This window comes from Buttiauxella sp. JUb87 (assembly GCF_004361975.1).
Taxonomy (GTDB): domain Bacteria; phylum Pseudomonadota; class Gammaproteobacteria; order Enterobacterales; family Enterobacteriaceae; genus Buttiauxella; species Buttiauxella ferragutiae.
In genome coordinates this window covers 537,622-554,854 of record NZ_SNVY01000002.1, presented here as the reverse complement: position 1 = coordinate 554,854, position 17,233 = coordinate 537,622, and the positions used below count along the sequence as shown (strand labels likewise).

General features: G+C 50.5%; 14 protein-coding genes. 8 read left to right on the top strand and 6 right to left on the bottom strand.

Going from position 1 to position 17,233, the window contains the following annotated elements:
* Nucleotide 1: 1 nt before the first annotated feature.
* The 4 genes from EC843_RS10745 to EC843_RS10730 are packed head-to-tail and all read right to left on the bottom strand — an operon-like array spanning nt 2 to nt 4,853.
* Nucleotides 2-1,543 carry an MFS transporter gene (locus tag EC843_RS10745; protein ID WP_064543452.1) on the bottom strand — a complete coding sequence of 514 codons (1,542 nt, stop codon included), beginning with the start codon at nt 1,541-1,543 and terminating at the stop codon, nt 2-4.
* 39 nt (nt 1,544-1,582) lie between these two features.
* A complete protein-coding gene (locus tag EC843_RS10740; RefSeq protein WP_064543566.1) occupies nt 1,583-2,605 on the bottom strand; it encodes a Gfo/Idh/MocA family oxidoreductase in 1,023 nt (340 codons plus the stop codon).
* A complete protein-coding gene (locus EC843_RS10735) occupies nt 2,605-3,675 on the bottom strand; it encodes a Gfo/Idh/MocA family oxidoreductase (protein WP_064543454.1) in 1,071 nt (356 codons plus the stop codon). Before EC843_RS10735 ends, EC843_RS10740 begins: the two co-directional genes overlap by 1 nt.
* Before the next feature lie 2 nt (nt 3,676-3,677).
* The gene (locus EC843_RS10730; RefSeq protein ID WP_133522234.1) at nt 3,678-4,853 is read right to left on the bottom strand and encodes a Gfo/Idh/MocA family oxidoreductase; all 1,176 of its coding nucleotides are present in this window, start codon (nt 4,851-4,853) and stop codon (nt 3,678-3,680) included.
* A gap of 235 nt (nt 4,854-5,088) precedes the next feature.
* Between EC843_RS10730 and EC843_RS10725 the strand changes: the two genes are divergently transcribed.
* From EC843_RS10725 to kefC, 7 genes are all read left to right on the top strand, one after another.
* Nucleotides 5,089-6,156: a LacI family DNA-binding transcriptional regulator gene (locus EC843_RS10725; RefSeq protein WP_064543457.1), complete on the top strand. Its 1,068-nt coding sequence runs from the start codon at nt 5,089-5,091 to the stop codon at nt 6,154-6,156.
* A 150-nt stretch (nt 6,157-6,306) separates the two neighbouring features.
* Nucleotides 6,307-7,128 carry a 4-hydroxy-tetrahydrodipicolinate reductase gene (gene dapB, locus EC843_RS10720; RefSeq protein ID WP_121814891.1) on the top strand — a complete coding sequence of 274 codons (822 nt, stop codon included), beginning with the start codon at nt 6,307-6,309 and terminating at the stop codon, nt 7,126-7,128.
* Nucleotides 7,129-7,596: 468 nt separating this feature from the next.
* Nucleotides 7,597-8,757, top strand: a complete 1,161-nt coding sequence (carA, locus tag EC843_RS10715; RefSeq protein WP_133522233.1) for a glutamine-hydrolyzing carbamoyl-phosphate synthase small subunit — start codon at nt 7,597-7,599, stop codon at nt 8,755-8,757.
* Between the two features lie 18 nt (nt 8,758-8,775).
* Nucleotides 8,776-12,000 (top strand): carbamoyl-phosphate synthase large subunit, encoded by a 3,225-nt coding sequence (gene carB, locus EC843_RS10710; RefSeq protein WP_064543464.1) that lies wholly within the window; start codon nt 8,776-8,778, stop codon nt 11,998-12,000.
* Between the two features lie 142 nt (nt 12,001-12,142).
* Nucleotides 12,143-12,376 (top strand): YgdI/YgdR family lipoprotein, encoded by a 234-nt coding sequence (locus tag EC843_RS10705; RefSeq protein WP_064543466.1) that lies wholly within the window; start codon nt 12,143-12,145, stop codon nt 12,374-12,376.
* Between the two features lie 105 nt (nt 12,377-12,481).
* Nucleotides 12,482-13,012 (top strand): glutathione-regulated potassium-efflux system oxidoreductase KefF, encoded by a 531-nt coding sequence (gene kefF / locus EC843_RS10700; protein ID WP_064543468.1) that lies wholly within the window; start codon nt 12,482-12,484, stop codon nt 13,010-13,012.
* On the top strand, nt 13,005-14,861 hold the full coding sequence (kefC, locus tag EC843_RS10695) for a glutathione-regulated potassium-efflux system protein KefC (RefSeq protein WP_064543470.1): 1,857 nt from the start codon (nt 13,005-13,007) through the stop codon (nt 14,859-14,861). The genes kefF and kefC overlap by 8 nt, the downstream gene beginning before the upstream one ends.
* 102 nt (nt 14,862-14,963) lie before the next feature.
* On the opposite strand, the gene EC843_RS10690 is transcribed toward kefC, so the two are convergent.
* Nucleotides 14,964-15,578, bottom strand: coding sequence for a LysE family translocator (locus EC843_RS10690; RefSeq protein WP_133522232.1), 615 nt, complete (start codon nt 15,576-15,578; stop codon nt 14,964-14,966).
* Between the two features lie 277 nt (nt 15,579-15,855).
* Between EC843_RS10690 and folA the strand changes: the two genes are divergently transcribed.
* Nucleotides 15,856-16,335, top strand: coding sequence for a type 3 dihydrofolate reductase (gene folA, locus EC843_RS10685; protein ID WP_064543474.1), 480 nt, complete (start codon nt 15,856-15,858; stop codon nt 16,333-16,335).
* A gap of 45 nt (nt 16,336-16,380) precedes the next feature.
* Here folA and apaH read toward each other — a convergent pair whose 3' ends face one another.
* Nucleotides 16,381-17,232, bottom strand: a complete 852-nt coding sequence (gene apaH, locus EC843_RS10680; RefSeq protein WP_133522231.1) for a bis(5'-nucleosyl)-tetraphosphatase (symmetrical) ApaH — start codon at nt 17,230-17,232, stop codon at nt 16,381-16,383.
* Nucleotide 17,233: the final 1 nt, after the last annotated feature.

Below are 17,233 nucleotides of genomic sequence, written 5' to 3'. Positions count from 1 at the left end.
TTTACGGTGCATCTGGGGTTAAAGTTGCGGTGGTTTTACGCCCCGGCGTATTGCCCCAGACTTTGTCATATTCATAACCGGTAAGATCTTTGATGACTTTGCGGGTTTCCATGTCGCAATCTTCCAGATTGCCGCCCAGTTTCAGGCGCGCCACTTCTTTGATCAGCGTCTTGTGGGATTCACGCGTTAACTTGAATTTGAACGTCATATAGAAGCTGATAGCCAGTAAGGCTGCGGTGGCAAAGATCATTAGCCCAACAATGGCGTGCAAGGCTTGAATAGGTTGCTCGCCCTGGCCTTTAACAAAACCGTTCTCTTCCAACACCACACCAATCAACATGATGGCTATCGCCACGGTACTTTTGCGGGTTAATACCATGACACCGGCAAATATTCCCTCGCGGCGTTTTTTGGTGACAATTTCATCAATGTCGGGAATAAAGCTGTAAATGTTCCATGGGATAAAATAAAGACCCGCACGCGAAATACCCAATACCACAAATACTGCTGAGAACACCATGAACGAGACATTCAGGTTGGTGATATAGGCATAAAATAAGAAGGCTAATACCGAGAAAATACAGCCATAAGATAAACGCAGAGCAGCGGACGGTGAGAAGTCAAATTTGCTGAGGAGCATCATAAAGACAAATGTTCCCGGAACAGAAACAAATGCGGCAACGCTTAAATAACCTGAAACCGCAGCCGTATCCTGATGTAAACCGTAAACCACGTAATAGGTAAATACTGAACCAAAGACATCCATCGCCGTAAATGAGGCAATATAGATAATAATGTGCTGGCGGAACATTTTAATTTTAAATGAGGAGAGAAGGTCTAAAACCAGGCTCTTTAAATGATGCCAGAGATTGCCGCTATTTGCGCCTTCCGCTTCGGGTTCAAACTCTTCGCGCACATCTTTCGCTTCCCAGGTGCACATCCAGGTAGTGAAGACGGCGATGCAGAAAATAGCCGAGAACAACAGGCCGGTGTAGGTATAAGTCATCGGGTTATCTTTGCCGGTGAACTGCATAATCACGCCCGGCACTGAAACTGCCAGAAAACCACCGAGTTGTGAACAGATCATTCGCACACCCGATAAACGGGCGCGCTCGGCATAGCGGTTAGTCATTTCTGCGGCCAATGTTTCCCACGGCACCAGCACCATCGCTGACAGCAGTTCAATGGAAAGATAGGTACCGAGATAATACCAATAGCCCATATCTGTTACCCACAGCAGGGCGTATAAGAACATCAGTGGGGCGCTGAGCAGTAAAAAGAAGCGACGGCGACCGAAACGTTTACCCAGCCAGGTATTGGCGAAGTTATCGGTGATATAACCCATAATCGGGCTTAATACGGCGTCAATAACACGGGCAATAGCAAATATCGAACCGGCTTCCAGTACTGATAATCCACAATAGGTGGTGTAGAAAAATAATAACCATGTGCCAATAATGGCAAAAGCTCCGCCGCCAAATAAATCGGTAACACCATATCCTATGGCTGTTCCGTAGCCAACTCTGCGTTCAGTAGGTTTCATATTGTTATTCCATTTTTGTAGGGAAAAAGGAAAGTGTGTTTATTCTGAAATCTCTATCCAGTTCCTGGTTATCGAAGATTGATAAATAGCCTCTACCATCCGTAGCGATATTTCTGCCTGGTGAATATCGACGTAATTACGGACGTTTGTTTCTGACAATGAGTGATAAAAATTATTAATTGCTAACTGGTGGCTGCTGCCCCAATAACATTTTTGCGCGGCATTGGGGGATTCATCACTGGCCAGCAGTTCTTTACCTTCACCTGAAATGCACCACAAATTATTGTGATGAAGTTGCAGTAAACCGTTTTCGCAGTGGATCTCTAAAAGCAGCGGCGAGTCGGTGGTATGGCAGTTGGTAGCATAAAAAATCCCACGCGCCCCGTTGGCAAGTTCCATATTGGCCATTGCCGTGTCTTCAGCTTGTGTGGCGTGGCTCAGAAAACTGCTTTCCACCACACCTTTTATTGCGTCCACGCCCCCGGCAAACCACTGCATTAAATCCAGCGTATGAATCGCCTGGTTGATCAGCAGGCTACCGCCTTCGCTGGCCCAACTCCCGCGCCAAGGACTTTGCGCGTAATAATCGAGCGAACGGCTCCAGGTCAACACTGCTTTAATACTCAGAATTTTTCCGTAGTGGTTCTCTTCTAGTAACGCTTTAATCTTCTGGCTGCTGGGGTTCAGGCGATTTTGGTAGCAAACGCCAAGCTGTGAGGTCGTAATCGCCAGCGTATTTTTGATGTCTTTGACTTCGGCGGGATTGAGCGCCACCGGTTTTTCGGTGAACACATGTTTTCCGGCGATGAGCGCTTTGGTAATCATCTCTTTATGCGCGGCGTGCGGGGTGCAGATATGCACCACATCAATCTCGTTATCGAGCAGCATCTCACAGTAATCTGCGTAATAGCGGCAACCGTAGCGTTCGGCGAGTGCCTGGCCTTTTACGGGGTCGGTTTCGACAATGGCCCGTAATTGGCAGGCTGGGTTGGACTGAATGGCCTCCACATGCAAGGTGTGGATTGCGCCACACCCGACAACCGCAGCTTGAATCGCTTTCATCATTCTTCCACTCCATTGGCCAGCATTTGGGCGCGGACACACAATTCAGCCGCTTTGAACGCATGTTCCTGTGTCATCGCATTTTCGGTGCGATTCAAACAATCCAGAATCAGCTCGCCGAAGAACGGGAAACCGACTTTTCCGGCCACCGGATAGCGGAATTCACCCTCTTGATTTACCAGATACACCACGTCTTGTTGCTGGCGGGTGATGTCGACGTATTTGCGGATTTCGATATAGCCGTCAGTCCCGAGCAGGGTAAGACGCCCGTCGCCCCAGGAACTTAGACCTTCTGGCGTAAACCAGTCGCAGCGAAAATAGCCGCTGGCTCCGTTTTCGCCCTTGAGCATGGCGTCGCCGAAATCTTCAAATTCTGGGTATTGAGGATGGGTATAATTACTGGTTTGTGCTGCCACAACTTGCGCGTCGTGGTTGCCGGTATAAAACAGGAACTGTTCAATTTGATGGCTGCCAATATCGCAGAGAATGCCGCCGAAACGCTTCTTAACGTAGAACCAGTCCGGGCGGCCCTGCCCTTCGCGATGCGGCCCGGTTCCCAGGGTTTGAATAACCCGGCCAATGGCACCCTCGCGCACCAGTTGCCCGGCAAAAACTGCGCTTTCAACGTGCAAACGTTCGCTGTAATACACTGCATATTTGCATCCGGTTTCCGCCACTTTTTCTTTGGCTGCGGCAAGTTGTGCAAGGGTTGTCAGCGGCGCTTTATCGGTGAAATAGTCCTTTCCGGCATCCATCACCTTCAGGCCAAGTGCACAACGCTCCTCTGGTATCGCTGCTCCGGCAACCAGGTTCACACTGTCATCGCCAAGAATCACTTCAAGTGATGGTGCAACGTTGACCTGCGGATATTGCTTAACAAACTGTTCCACTTTCTGCGGGTCAGGGTCGTAAACCCATTTAAGCGTGGCACCCGCTTCAATCAGGCCGTTGGACATGCCGTAGATATGGCCGTGATCGAGTGCGGCGGCGGCAAAAACGAAATCACCCGGTTGCACGACTGGCTGCGGTTTGCCTGTTGGCGCGTAATTCATACCGTCGTTGAGACTCATGCTTATGCTCCTTGATCCATATTTTTGCCCAGCGGGATGGCGCCTTGTTCGGCAAAATTTTCCACCGAGGACGATTTTTCAAAGAAGTGGGGAGCCTGGTTGACCAGGCCGCCAGTCAGGTAATACGGGTCACTGGCCGCGATCGGCAATGAGACAAAGCTGCGGGTGATGGCGGATTTATAGATTGCGGTGATGAGTTCCAGCGAACGCTTGCCTTGCGGCCCATCAACTAACGGGGCGGTGCCAGTGTGTAGCGCGTGCAGGAAGTTATCGATTTGCCCGGTGTGCAGTGTCCAGGCCAGGCGCGGCACCGACTGGTAGCTATCTTCAAGCTGGTTTTCCAGCGGGGCATTACGCTCTTCAAGCGGGAAACCGTTGGCGGCGGCGATGCTGGCGAATTTATCCCATGGTGCGGAAATACGTGCTTTTTCACCCTGAATCACAATCTTCTGATCTTCGCCGTGATGCACTACGGAGGAGGTCAGTTGCGTGAGTGCACCATTGCCATATTTGAAAATTGCCGCACTGAGGTCTTCCACTTCGGCGTTGTCATGGGAGACGTTGGTGGTGACTGCAACCACTTCAGTCGGGAAGCCCAGCATCCACTGAATGGCATCAATATGGTGTACCGCATGGTTGAGCGTGCAACCACCGCCTTCTTTTTCCCATGTGCCGCGCCACCACAGGTCGTAATAGGAGTGGCCACGCCACCAGAATGAATCCACCTGCGCGTGGCAAACTTTGCCGATTTGGTCACTTTCGAGCACTTTTTTCAAACGCCAGAATGCATCGGTAAAACGGTTTTGGGCAATGATAGACAGCGTTTTACCGCTCGCCACGGCGGCGTTGATCATCGCGTCGCATTCCTGAAGTGAAGCAGCCATCGGTTTTTCACACAGGACGTGTTTTCCCGCATTCAGCGCATCAATAGAAATAGCGGCGTGAACATAAGGCGGGGTACAGATATCGAACACATCAATGGTGGGATCATTAAGAATATTCTGGTGGTTGTTGTAAACTTTTGCGGCTGTTAATCCGTAATGTTTTTTCTTTTCTTCAGCTTTTTCTGGGTAGATATCTACCAGCGCGACAATCTGGCAACGATCAGGAAATTCAAGATAACTTTGGATGTGATTGTGGGAAATATTACCGGTTCCGATAATTGCGATTCTTTGCATTATGCTCTCTCTTATCAAGGGTAGCGTTTGATACAGACAATAAAAGTTACTGTTTATTTTCAACAAGAATCATTTTTTGAGAGCATAGTTATGGTTTTTTTTGCACACAACAGCTATTTATGACAGGAATTGCACGACGAAAATATTACGGGCAAGCAGAAAGTGAAATGCTCTGGATTATAAAGAGTTGATGGTGAAAATAATGTAATTTCTCTAATGAGGTATCGATCACAAAATGACGGGGAAGCTGAAAATTAAAGAGATAGCTGTGCTGACAGGGCTGTCACCGAGCACTGTGTCACGGGTGCTGGCTGGTAAAAGTAATGTCAGCCCGCAGGCCAAAGAAAAGGTATTTTACCATGCTCGTCATATGGATATTTTACGGGATATTCCCGCCAGCCGTTTACTTATTAACTCATTATTAATATGTGCCCCTGCGGAAGCGTTTACTCCTCATGGTGATCATTATTATTACGAAGTGATTCAGGGGGTTGTTTCCGCTGTCTCACATTATGATACGCATGTTAAAAAGTGTTCTCTTGATATTAATGAAGCTGATACTTCATTATTCATGAGGTCGATTAGTCAGTCGGATGTTGATGGCGTAATAATTATTGGTATTGATGATGAATCACTGTATCGCATAGCCGCGGAAAGCAATAAGCCTATCGTGACGATAAATGCCAGAGATAAGAAAATGCGTCTTGATTGTGTCTCGCCAGACCATTATTCCATTGGCTATAGCGCGGCAAACTATTTATTAGAGAAGGGGCATCGTCCCGTTCTGCTATTTACCGATTTGCGCCGTGAAACCATGATCCAGCGTCTTGACGGCTTTAAAAGAGCCTGCCTCGACCATCACCTGGTGTTTGATGAATCCGAGCATTTGCTGGTAACCAAAGGTTATGGTGAAACCGAAGCCCGCGCCAATTTCAAAAAATACCTCCAGTCGCGCACTAAAGCCGAACTCCCTTCGGCTATTTTTTGCGGCAGCGCAGCCATTGCGCGGGCCGTATTGAGTGAGCTAAAAAACCAGCATCTGCAAGTGCCTGAGGATATTTCTCTGATGAGTTGTGCCTATTCCCATGAAATGGATGAAATTAAACAGCTCGGTTTATCCGCGGCCTGCCAGCCTTGCCGTGAATTGGGCAGCGAAGCGGTTTATGTTCTGCAAAGTCGTTTAATGCGTGAAGTCAGCCCGCGCTTTAATTTATTGCTTCAGGGTTCCATTCAGCCGGGGGATTCGGTGGCAGATGTGAACTGGCGGCGTCGGGAACTGTATCAAACTCATTCAATTCCATAATTCTTTTAAGGCATTAATGGGTTTTACTGATAATTCAGCCGTTTTGTCATAAATTTCTTATTATCGGTGTTTTCATGTGGCGAGCCTCCCAAGGCCTCGTTAATCTGAGAACAGTTTCATTGGTTATTGAATAAAGAAAAGAGAGTCGATATGGATGAGTCACAAGTCCGCGTTGCAATCGCGGGTGCGGGTGGTCGCATGGGGCGACAGCTGATTCAGGCAGCATTACAGATGGATGGCGTAAAACTGGGTGCAGCGCTTGAACGCACGGGGTCATCCTTAGTGGGCAGCGACGCGGGTGAATTAGCTGGCGTCGCCAAAACGGGAGTTATCGTCAGCGATAGCCTGGATGCGGTAGTGAATGATTTCGATGTCTTTATCGATTTTACTCGTCCCGAAGGCACGCTTCATCATCTGGCTTTTTGCCGCCAGCACGCTAAAGGCATGGTTATCGGCACCACCGGTTTTGATGATGCGGGCAAGCAGGCGATTACTGATGCTTCAGCAGAAGTGCCGATTGTCTTTGCGGCCAACTTCAGCGTGGGTGTGAACGTGATGCTTAAGCTTCTGGAGAAAGCCGCCAAAGTGATGGGTGATTATACCGACATTGAGATCATCGAAGCGCACCATCGCCATAAAGTGGATGCGCCATCAGGCACCGCATTGGCAATGGGCGAAGCCATTGCTCATGCCATGGACAAAGATTTGAAAGATTGCGCGGTTTACTCCCGTGAAGGGTACACCGGCGAGCGCGTTCCAGGCACTATTGGTTTTGCGACGGTGCGTGCGGGCGACATTATTGGTGAACATACGGCGATGTTTGCGGACATCGGCGAGCGTATTGAGATCAGCCATAAAGCATCAAGTCGCATGACTTTTGCAAACGGTGCAGTCAAATCTGCATTGTGGCTGAGTTCGATGAAAAGTGGACTTTACGATATGCGAGATGTGCTTGATCTCAATAGTTTGTAATCGTTATTACCCATCGTGATGTGGTTATTGCAATCATAACTGTTTGATTGATAGGGCAATGTTTTATTGCCCTTTTTATTTGTTATGTTTTATCCGCATTTTTTTATGTTTTTTAATTGTAACCATCATAAGTTTTACTTTTCCTGCTAATAATCGTTGTTCTATGTCTAATTTTGACCATTTGGTCCACTTTTCATGCCGCCATGCCCAGCTTTCCTGCTCATCCTGGTCCGCAACCGATTACGCACTATAAGTTAGTTGTTGATTTCATCGGTCAATTCCTCTTTTATCCATTAGATTGGTAAAAAACACATAAAAAGTTGCGCTTATGGTAGACTTTTACCCGGCCTCTCACTAGAATGCCGCCGTTTGTCAAAAATCCAAATGACAGGCTGTTTTGCATTGATTCCTGAATTCATTTTGAATTAATATGCAAATAAATTGACTGTTTATTCCCTGGAGGGCGTTTTGATTAAGTCAGCAATATTGGTTCTGGAAGACGGAACCCAATTCCACGGTCGGGCCATTGGGGCATCGGGTTCGGCCATTGGGGAAGTCGTTTTCAACACCTCTTTGACCGGTTATCAAGAAATCCTCACTGATCCTTCCTACTCCCGCCAGATTGTCACTCTTACTTATCCTCATATCGGAAATGTCGGCACCAATGCTGCTGATGAAGAATCCTCCCAGGTACATGCGCAAGGCCTCGTCATCCGTGACCTACCACTGATTGCCAGCAACTATCGCAATACCGAAGACCTTTCTTCTTATCTCAAGCGCCATAACATTGTGGCCATCGCCGATATCGATACCCGTAAGCTGACACGTATTCTGCGTGAGAAAGGTGCACAGAACGGCTGCATTATTGCCGGTGATAACCTTGATGCCGCACTGGCGCTGGAAAAAGCAAAAGCTTTCCCAGGCCTCAACGGTATGGATCTCGCGAAAGAAGTCACCACGAAGGAAGCTTACGCCTGGCAGCAGGGGAGCTGGACACTTGAAGGTGAGTTGCCTGAAGCGGCTAAAGAAGACGATTTACCGTTCCATGTCGTCGCCTACGATTACGGCGTGAAACGCAACATTCTGCGTATGTTGGTTGACCGCGGCTGCCGCCTGACGGTGGTTCCGGCGCAAACATCAGCTGAAGATGTGTTGAAGATGAATCCAGACGGCATCTTCTTATCTAACGGCCCTGGTGACCCGGCGCCGTGCGACTACGCCATCAGCGCCATTAAATCCTTCCTGGAAACAGACGTGCCGGTATTCGGTATCTGCCTGGGCCACCAGTTGCTGGCTCTGGCGAGCGGCGCGAAAACCGTGAAGATGAAGTTTGGTCACCACGGTGGCAACCACCCGGTTAAAGATTTGGATCGCGATTGCGTGATGATCACTGCTCAGAACCATGGTTTCGCCGTAGAGGAATCAACACTTCCGGCGAACCTGCGCGTGACTCATAAGTCACTGTTCGATGGCACGCTGCAAGGCATTCATCGTACAGATAAAGCAGCATTCAGCTTCCAGGGGCACCCAGAAGCAAGCCCTGGCCCGCACGATGCGGCGCCGCTGTTTGACCACTTTATCGAATTGATTAAGCACTACCGTTCTACCGCCACTCTTAATAGCAAGTAAGTATCAGGAGCTAAGAAAATGCCAAAACGTACAGATATAAAAAGCATCCTGATCCTCGGCGCAGGCCCGATTGTTATCGGCCAGGCGTGTGAGTTCGACTACTCCGGTGCCCAGGCGTGTAAAGCGCTGCGTGAAGAGGGTTACCGCGTCATTCTGGTGAACTCCAACCCGGCAACGATTATGACCGACCCGGAAATGGCCGATGCAACTTACATCGAGCCGATTCACTGGGAAGTGGTGCGCAAAATCATTGAGAAAGAGCGCCCGGACGCGGTTCTGCCAACCATGGGCGGCCAGACTGCACTGAACTGTGCGCTGGAGCTGGAGCGTGAAGGCGTGCTGGCAGAATTCGGTGTCACCATGATTGGTGCAACCGCAGACGCCATTGATAAAGCTGAAGACCGCCGCCGTTTCGACGTGGCGATGAAAAAAATCGGCCTTGATACTGCGCGCTCTGGCATTGCTCACAATATGGAAGAAGCGTTGGCGGTTGCGGCGGACGTCGGTTATCCGTGCATCATCCGCCCTTCATTCACCATGGGCGGCACCGGCGGCGGTATTGCATACAACCGTGAAGAATTCGAAGAAATTTGCGAGCGTGGCCTGGATCTTTCGCCAACCAAAGAGCTGCTGATTGATGAATCGCTGATTGGCTGGAAAGAGTACGAGATGGAGGTTGTGCGTGATAAAAACGACAACTGCATTATCGTCTGCTCTATCGAAAACCTTGACCCGATGGGTATTCACACCGGTGACTCCATCACCGTTGCGCCAGCGCAAACGCTGACCGACAAAGAGTACCAAATCATGCGTAACGCCTCGATGGCGGTGCTGCGTGAAATCGGCGTGGAAACTGGCGGTTCTAACGTGCAGTTCTCGGTTAACCCGAAAACTGGCCGTCTGATTGTTATCGAGATGAACCCGCGTGTGTCGCGCTCTTCTGCGCTGGCTTCTAAAGCAACCGGCTTCCCGATTGCCAAAGTCGCGGCAAAACTGGCGGTGGGTTACACGCTTGATGAGCTGATGAACGATATCACCGGTGGTAAAACGCCAGCCTCGTTCGAACCGTCTATCGACTACGTTGTGACTAAAATTCCTCGCTTTAACTTCGAGAAATTCGTCGGCGCTAACGACCGCCTGACCACGCAGATGAAATCTGTCGGTGAAGTGATGGCGATTGGCCGCACCCAACAGGAATCACTGCAAAAAGCCCTGCGCGGCCTGGAAGTGGGCGCGACCGGTTTTGACCCGAAAGTGAATCTGGATGACCCGGAAGCGCTGACCAAAATCCGCCGCGAGCTGAAAGACGCTGGCGCTGAGCGTATCTGGTACGTTGCTGATGCCTTCCGTGCGGGTCTCTCCGTTGATGGCGTGTTCAACCTGACCAACATTGACCGCTGGTTCCTGGTACAGATTGAAGAGCTGGTTCGCCTGGAAGAAAAAGTAGAAGAGATCGGCATTACCGGTCTGACTCATGACTTCCTGCGCTTCCTGAAACGCAAAGGCTTTGCCGATGCGCGCCTGGCGAAACTGGCTGGCGTTCGCGAATCAGAAATCCGCAAACTGCGTGAGCAATACAACTTACACCCGGTTTATAAGCGTGTTGATACCTGTGCGGCAGAGTTCTCTACCGACACGGCGTACATGTACTCTACTTATGAAGACGAGTGTGAAGCTAACCCGAACAACGACCGTGACAAAATCATGGTGTTGGGTGGCGGCCCGAACCGTATCGGCCAGGGTATCGAGTTTGACTACTGCTGCGTCCACGCATCCCTTGCGCTGCGTGAAGATGGTTACGAAACCATCATGGTTAACTGCAACCCAGAAACTGTTTCAACCGACTACGACACGTCCGACCGCCTGTACTTCGAACCAGTAACCCTGGAAGACGTGCTGGAAATCGTGCGCGTTGAGAAACCAAAAGGCGTCATCGTGCAGTACGGTGGCCAGACTCCGCTGAAACTGGCTCGTGAACTGGAAGCCGCTGGCGTACCGATTATCGGTACCAGCCCGGATGCCATCGACCGTGCAGAAGACCGTGAGCGTTTCCAGCACGCTGTTGACCGCCTGAAGCTGAAACAGCCTGCCAACGCCACCGTCACCGCCATCGAAATGGCGGTCGAGAAAGCGGCCCATATTGGTTACCCGCTGGTTGTGCGTCCATCCTACGTTCTGGGTGGCCGCGCGATGGAAATCGTCTATGACGAAGTGGATTTACGTCGTTACTTCCAGACTGCGGTTAGCGTTTCAAACGACGCGCCAGTGCTGCTCGACCGCTTCCTTGACGATGCGGTAGAAGTGGATGTTGATGCCATCTGCGACGGTGAAACCGTACTGATTGGCGGTATTATGGAGCACATCGAACAAGCTGGTGTTCACTCCGGTGACTCCGCATGTTCTCTGCCAGCTTACACGCTGAGCCAGGAAATCCAGGACGTGATGCGCCAACAGGTGCAGAAACTGGCTTTCGAGCTGCAAGTTCGCGGTTTGATGAACGTGCAGTTTGCGGTGAAAGACAACGAAGTCTACCTGATTGAAGTGAACCCGCGTGCTGCGCGTACCGTACCGTTTGTCTCTAAAGCGACCGGCATGGCACTGGCGAAAGTGGCGGCGCGTGTGATGGTTGGGCAAACTCTGGTGCAACAGGGCATGACCAAAGAAATCATCCCGCCTTACTACTCGGTGAAAGAAGTGGTACTGCCGTTCAACAAATTCCCGGGCGTTGACCCACTGTTAGGGCCAGAAATGCGCTCCACCGGTGAAGTGATGGGCGTGGGTCGTACCTTCGCAGAAGCGTTCGCCAAAGCGATGCTGGGCAGCCAGTCTACGATGCGTAAACCAGGCCGCGCGCTACTTTCTGTTCGCGAAGGCGACAAAAAGCGTGTGGTTGACCTGGCAGCAAAACTGCTGAAACAGGGCTTTGAACTGGATGCAACTCATGGCACCGCTGTGGTGTTAGGCGAAGCTGGCATTAACCCGCGTCTGGTGAACAAGGTGCATGAAGGCCGTCCGCACATTCAGGACCGTATCAAGAATGGCGAATACACCTACATCATCAACACCACCGCAGGCCGCCAGGCGATTGAGGATTCCAAACTCATCCGCCGCAGCGCACTGCAATATAAAGTGCATTACGACACCACGCTGAACGGCGGCTTTGCTACGGCGATGGCGTTGAACTCTGACGCGACAGAGAAAGTGATTTCAGTTCAGGAAATGCACGCGCAGATTAAAGGCTAATTTCTTTAACTGATATAAAAAATAAACGGCTCCTCATTGCAGGGGCCGTTTGTCGTTTAAGAGTGTTCTGGTTCTGAAAGCGAAGCGCATGCCGCTGACTATAATTACCCTGCTAATGAAAATTGAACGCAGGGAGAAAATAATGCTCAATAAATCAATCATCACTCCAATTCTTGCCGCTATTGCGCTGATGTCTGTTGCGGGTTGTTCTTCCAACCAATCGGTGAAAACTGCTGACGGGAAAACTATTGTCACCGATGGCAAGCCGCAAGTGGATGATGATACCGGGCTGGTGTCATACAAAAATGCGGAAACCGGAAAAACAGAACAGATTAACCGTGACCAGGTTAAATCAATGGGCGAACTGGATAACTAATTCAGACTTATCCACTTAACCCGTCAAGAATATTGACTATTAGCCTGTTGAATTACTGACTACACTCTTTCGTTAAAAGAGAGCAGTAAAACAACAGGCTTATTCATGATCTTAATTATTTATGCACATCCTTACCCGCAGCACTCCCACGCCAACCGAAAAATGCTCGAACAGGCTTCACTATTACCTGATGTGGAAGTGCGCTCTCTTTATGAGTTATACCCAGATTTCAACATCGATATTGCCGCTGAACAAGAAGCGCTAAGCCGCGCTGATTTGGTTATCTGGCAACATCCGATGCAGTGGTATAGCACGCCGCCTTTGATGAAATTGTGGATTGATAAAGTGCTGGCTCATGGCTGGGCGTATGGCCACGGCGGCAAGGCGCTGCGCGGTAAACCCGTGATGTGGGCTGTTACCACTGGTGGTGGCGATAACCATTTCGAACTCGGCGACCATCCGGGTTTTGCTGTTCTCGGCCAACCATTGCAAGCTACGGCGCTGTACTGCGGCATGAACTGGCTGCCGCATTTCACTATCCATTTCACGTTTGTCTGTGACGAAAATACCCTCGAGGTACAAGCCGAAATGTACAAGCAACGTTTGCTCGACTGGCAGGAGGCAAATCATGGATAGCCACAGCATGATCCAGGCGCTGATTTACCTCGGTTCAGCGGCGATCATAGTACCGATTGCGGTGCGTCTTGGCCTGGGGTCAGTGTTGGGCTACCTAATCGCAGGCTGCATTATCGGGCCGTGGGGATTGCGACTGGTGACGGACGCCGAAACTATTCTTCACTTTGCGGAGATCGGCGTGGTCTTGATGCTATTCGTCATCGGACTGGAACTGGACCCACAACGTTTGTGGACGCTGCGTGCGTCAGTATTTGGCGGCGGTGCGCTGCAAATGGTGGCGTGTGGATTGCTGCTCGGCTTGTTCTGTATGTTCTTAGGATTGCGCTGGCAAGTGGCGGTGTTAATCGGCCTGACTCTGGCACTTTCTTCTACCGCAATCGCCATGCAGGCGATGAACGAGCGTAACCTGACCGTTTCACAAATGGGGCGCAGTGCCTTTGCGGTGCTGTTATTCCAGGACATTGCAGCAATTCCGCTGGTGGCGATGATTCCCTTATTAGCCAGCAGTAGCGCAACCACGACCTTTGCCGCCTTTTCTATTTCGGCTCTGAAAGTGGTTGGCGCTTTGACCATTGTTGTTTTGCTTGGGCGTTACGTCACACGCCCGGTTCTGCGGTTTGTGGCGCGTTCAGGCCTGCGCGAAGTGTTCAGTGCCATGGCGTTGTTTATGGTGTTCGGCTTTGGCCTGTTGCTTGAAGAAGCCGGGCTTTCAATGGCGATGGGGGCATTTCTGGCGGGCGTGTTACTGGCAAGCTCTGAATATCGTCATGCGCTGGAAAGTGATATTGAACCGTTTAAAGGCTTGTTGCTCGGGCTGTTCTTTATTGGCGTGGGCATGTCGATAGACTTCGGCACTTTGCTGGAGAGCCCTTTGCGGATTATCGTTCTGTTACTCGGTTTCCTGGCGATAAAAATCATCACGCTATGGATCGTAGCAAAACCGCTTAACGTGCCGCGTAAACAACGGCGCTGGTTTGCCGTCCTGTTAGGGCAGGGCAGTGAATTCGCATTCGTCATTTTTGGTACTGCGAGAATGGCTGAGGTACTGGACGACAGTTGGGCAAAATCGCTTACGCTTGCTGTCGCGCTATCGATGGCGGCCACGCCATTGTTGCTGGTGCTGCTCAACCGCCTGGAAAAATCAGGCCCAGAGCAGGCGCAAGAAGCGGATGAAATCGATGAGGAACAGCCGCGTGTGATCATCGCAGGCTTTGGTCGTTTTGGGCAAATCGCCGGGCGTTTGTTACTGACCAGCGGCGTGAAAATGGTGGTTCTCGATCACGACCCAGATCATATCGAAACGCTGAGAAAGTTTGGCACTAAAGTGTTTTATGGCGATGCGACGCGCGTGGATTTGCTGGAGTCCGCGGGTGCTGCAAAAGCGGAAGTGCTGATCAATGCCATCGACGATCCGGATGCAAATATGCAGTTAGCAGAACTTGTACAAGAGCATTTCCCACATCTGAAAGTGATTGCGCGCGCACGTGACCTCGACCATTTCATTCGCCTGCGACAGTTGGGGGTTGACCAACCTGAGCGTGAGACTTTTGAAGGTGCGTTGAAAGTGGGGCGTAGAGCGCTCGAAGGGCTGGGTGTAGGGAGTTATGAGGCACGTGAACGAGCCGACCATTTCCGCCGCTTCAATGCGCAGATGGTGGAAGAAATGGTGCCTGCACCTGACTGGTCAGCACGCGCCGATGTTCTCAAACGCACCAGCGCCATGTTGGCCGATGTGATTAACGAAGACCGTGCGCATCTCAATGTGATTCAGCGCCATGGCTGGCAGGGTACTGAGGAGGGGATTCATTCGGGGAAACTGGCTGATGAACCGCCTGTTAAGCCCGAGTAGCTAAAGGCTGTGTCGGATGACGCTAACGCTTATCCGACCTATGCAAACCGTTTTAGGGTGGATTAGCGTTAGCGACATCCACCGATTTTTTGCGGTAAGAAATCAGCTCAAGGCGACTTTTATTCCCAGAGCTATCAACATCCCGCCCAGCAATTTATCAACAATTTTCTGCGCTTTGGCAAGTCCACGACGCACCGGCTCGCTTTGAATCAGCACCACTAATAACGGCCACCAGACGACGGACAGCATCAGGATGACGCCTGCGTACCACAGTTTTTCCATCGTGCCTGAGTTCACGCTCAAAACCTGGGTGAAAACAGAGAGGAAGAACAAAGTTGCTTTCGGGTTCAACAGGTTGCACAGATAGCCTTGTAAAAAGGCTTTTGTTAGCGTGGTTTGCTGGCGTTCAATATTACTGACATCCATTTTGCCGCCGCCGCGTGCTAACAGTGCCTGTACGCCAATCCAAATTAGATATGCAGCACCGGCATATTTCAGCAAGCCGAACAACCACGGAGTGGTGGTAATCACTACCGCTAACCCGGCAACACAATAAGTCATGTGCGTTGCCACTCCGCTGATAACTCCCAGCGAGGTCATCATTGCTGCCGAGCGTGAATAGCGAGCGGCGTTCTTAATAACCAGGAAGAAATCAGGCCCAGGGGAGAGCATCCCCAAAGTGGCAATAGTGGCGACAAAAAGCGTGGTTTCCAGCATGGCAATGTCCGGTAAAGATACGATCAATAATCGTGAACTATACCGCAGCTAGAGCATAGACTTATAGTATGTGGCAGGCCACAGTTAAGAATTTTTTACGTTACTTTGGGCGCTTTTACGCTAACTCATTGTTCCTGTTATATCAGGAAGCATTACGTGACAGGTTTACAGTCGCAGAACGAAAAAATTCTTACGCAGAAGCTTGTGGATAGTCGACGAAAGATTGCGCTTTCCGTATAGTGGCGGCAATTTTTTTCACCACCCGTGGGTTAATAGAATGATCAGTCTGATTGCTGCATTAGCGGTAGATCGTGTAATTGGCATGGAAAACGCCATGCCCTGGGACATCCCTGCCGATCTGGCATGGTTTAAACGTAATACACTGAATAAACCTGTCGTTATGGGGCGTTTGACCTGGGAATCTATCGGTCGTCCGCTTCCAGGGCGCAAGAATATTGTCATTAGCAGCAAGCCAGGCACCGATGACCGCGTTGAGTGGGTTTCGTCCGTAGAGGACGCTATTAAAGCCTGTGGCGATGCGGAAGAAATTATGGTGATTGGCGGTGGGCGTGTTTACGAACAGTTCCTGCCAAAAGCACAGCGTCTGTATCTGACGCACATTGACGCAGAAGTGGAAGGTGACACGCATTTCCCGGATTACGACCCGGACGAGTGGCAGTCAACGTTCAGCGAATTCCATGATGCGGACGAGAATAACTCGCACGGCTACTGTTTCGAGGTTCTGGAACGTCGATAAGACGGGCTGGAAAAGAAAAAACCCGGTTAATGACCGGGTTTTTTCTTATGAAGCGATAGCCGTTTCACCATCGCCCACATCTTTCTGGCGATTGGAGGGCTGAACGAAATAGGTTTTGTCTTCCCAGCGTAAGCAAGTTAGATCGCCACCCCAGCAACAGCCGGTATCAAGCCCGTATATGCCCTCTGGCGTGCCTTTGCCTTCCAGCGATGCCCAGTGCCCGAAGATAACGGAATATTCAGCAGTCACAGGCCCAGGGATCGCAAACCACGGCTTCAGCGGAGTGGGCGCGCTTTCAGGCGTGTCTTTGCAGTACATATCCAGTTGCCCGTTCGGGAAGCAATAACGCATACGGGTCAGTGAATTGGTAATAAACCGCAGGCGCGCTAATCCTGAAAGTTCTGGTGACCAGTTGTTAGGCATATCGCCATACATCGCATCGAGGAATAACGGATAGCTGTCACTCGATAACACGGCTTCGACATCACGCGCACAAGCCATGGCGGTATTCAAATCCCACTGCGGCGTAATTCCGGCGTGAGCCATTACCAGTTTTTTCTCTTCATCAACCTGAAGCAGCGGCTGGCGGCGTAGCCAGTTAAGCAATTCGTCAGCATCAGGTGCTTCCAGAAGCTGGGACACACGATCTTTGGGCTTATTACGGCTGATGCCTGCATAAACGGCCAGCAGATGTAGGTCATGGTTACCGAGAACCAGACGCACGCTGTTACCCAGTCCACGCACAAAACGCAGGACTTCAAGTGAACCCGGCCCACGCGCGACAAGATCGCCCGTAAGCCATAAAGTATCTTCGCCAGGCTTAAAATCAACCTGTTGCAGTAGAGCGACCAGTTCATCGTAACAGCCGTGAACATCGCCAATCAGGTATGTAGACATT

Excerpts from the sequence above, each read along its gene's own strand:
- EC843_RS10745 (WP_064543452.1), bottom strand. The coding sequence starts at position 1,543 with ATGAAACCTACTGAACGCAGAGTTGGCTACGGAACAGCCATAGGATAT.
- EC843_RS10740 (WP_064543566.1), bottom strand. The coding sequence starts at position 2,605 with ATGAAAGCGATTCAAGCTGCGGTTGTCGGGTGTGGCGCAATCCACACC.
- EC843_RS10735 (WP_064543454.1), bottom strand. The coding sequence starts at position 3,675 with ATGAGTCTCAACGACGGTATGAATTACGCGCCAACAGGCAAACCGCAG.
- EC843_RS10730 (WP_133522234.1), bottom strand. The coding sequence starts at position 4,853 with ATGCAAAGAATCGCAATTATCGGAACCGGTAATATTTCCCACAATCAC.
- EC843_RS10725 (WP_064543457.1), top strand. The coding sequence starts at position 5,089 with ATGACGGGGAAGCTGAAAATTAAAGAGATAGCTGTGCTGACAGGGCTG.
- dapB (WP_121814891.1), top strand. The coding sequence starts at position 6,307 with ATGGATGAGTCACAAGTCCGCGTTGCAATCGCGGGTGCGGGTGGTCGC.
- carB (WP_064543464.1), top strand. The coding sequence starts at position 8,776 with ATGCCAAAACGTACAGATATAAAAAGCATCCTGATCCTCGGCGCAGGC.
- EC843_RS10705 (WP_064543466.1), top strand. The coding sequence starts at position 12,143 with ATGCTCAATAAATCAATCATCACTCCAATTCTTGCCGCTATTGCGCTG.
- kefF (WP_064543468.1), top strand. The coding sequence starts at position 12,482 with ATGATCTTAATTATTTATGCACATCCTTACCCGCAGCACTCCCACGCC.
- kefC (WP_064543470.1), top strand. The coding sequence starts at position 13,005 with ATGGATAGCCACAGCATGATCCAGGCGCTGATTTACCTCGGTTCAGCG.
- EC843_RS10690 (WP_133522232.1), bottom strand. The coding sequence starts at position 15,578 with ATGCTGGAAACCACGCTTTTTGTCGCCACTATTGCCACTTTGGGGATG.
- folA (WP_064543474.1), top strand. The coding sequence starts at position 15,856 with ATGATCAGTCTGATTGCTGCATTAGCGGTAGATCGTGTAATTGGCATG.
- apaH (WP_133522231.1), bottom strand. The coding sequence starts at position 17,232 with ATGTCTACATACCTGATTGGCGATGTTCACGGCTGTTACGATGAACTG.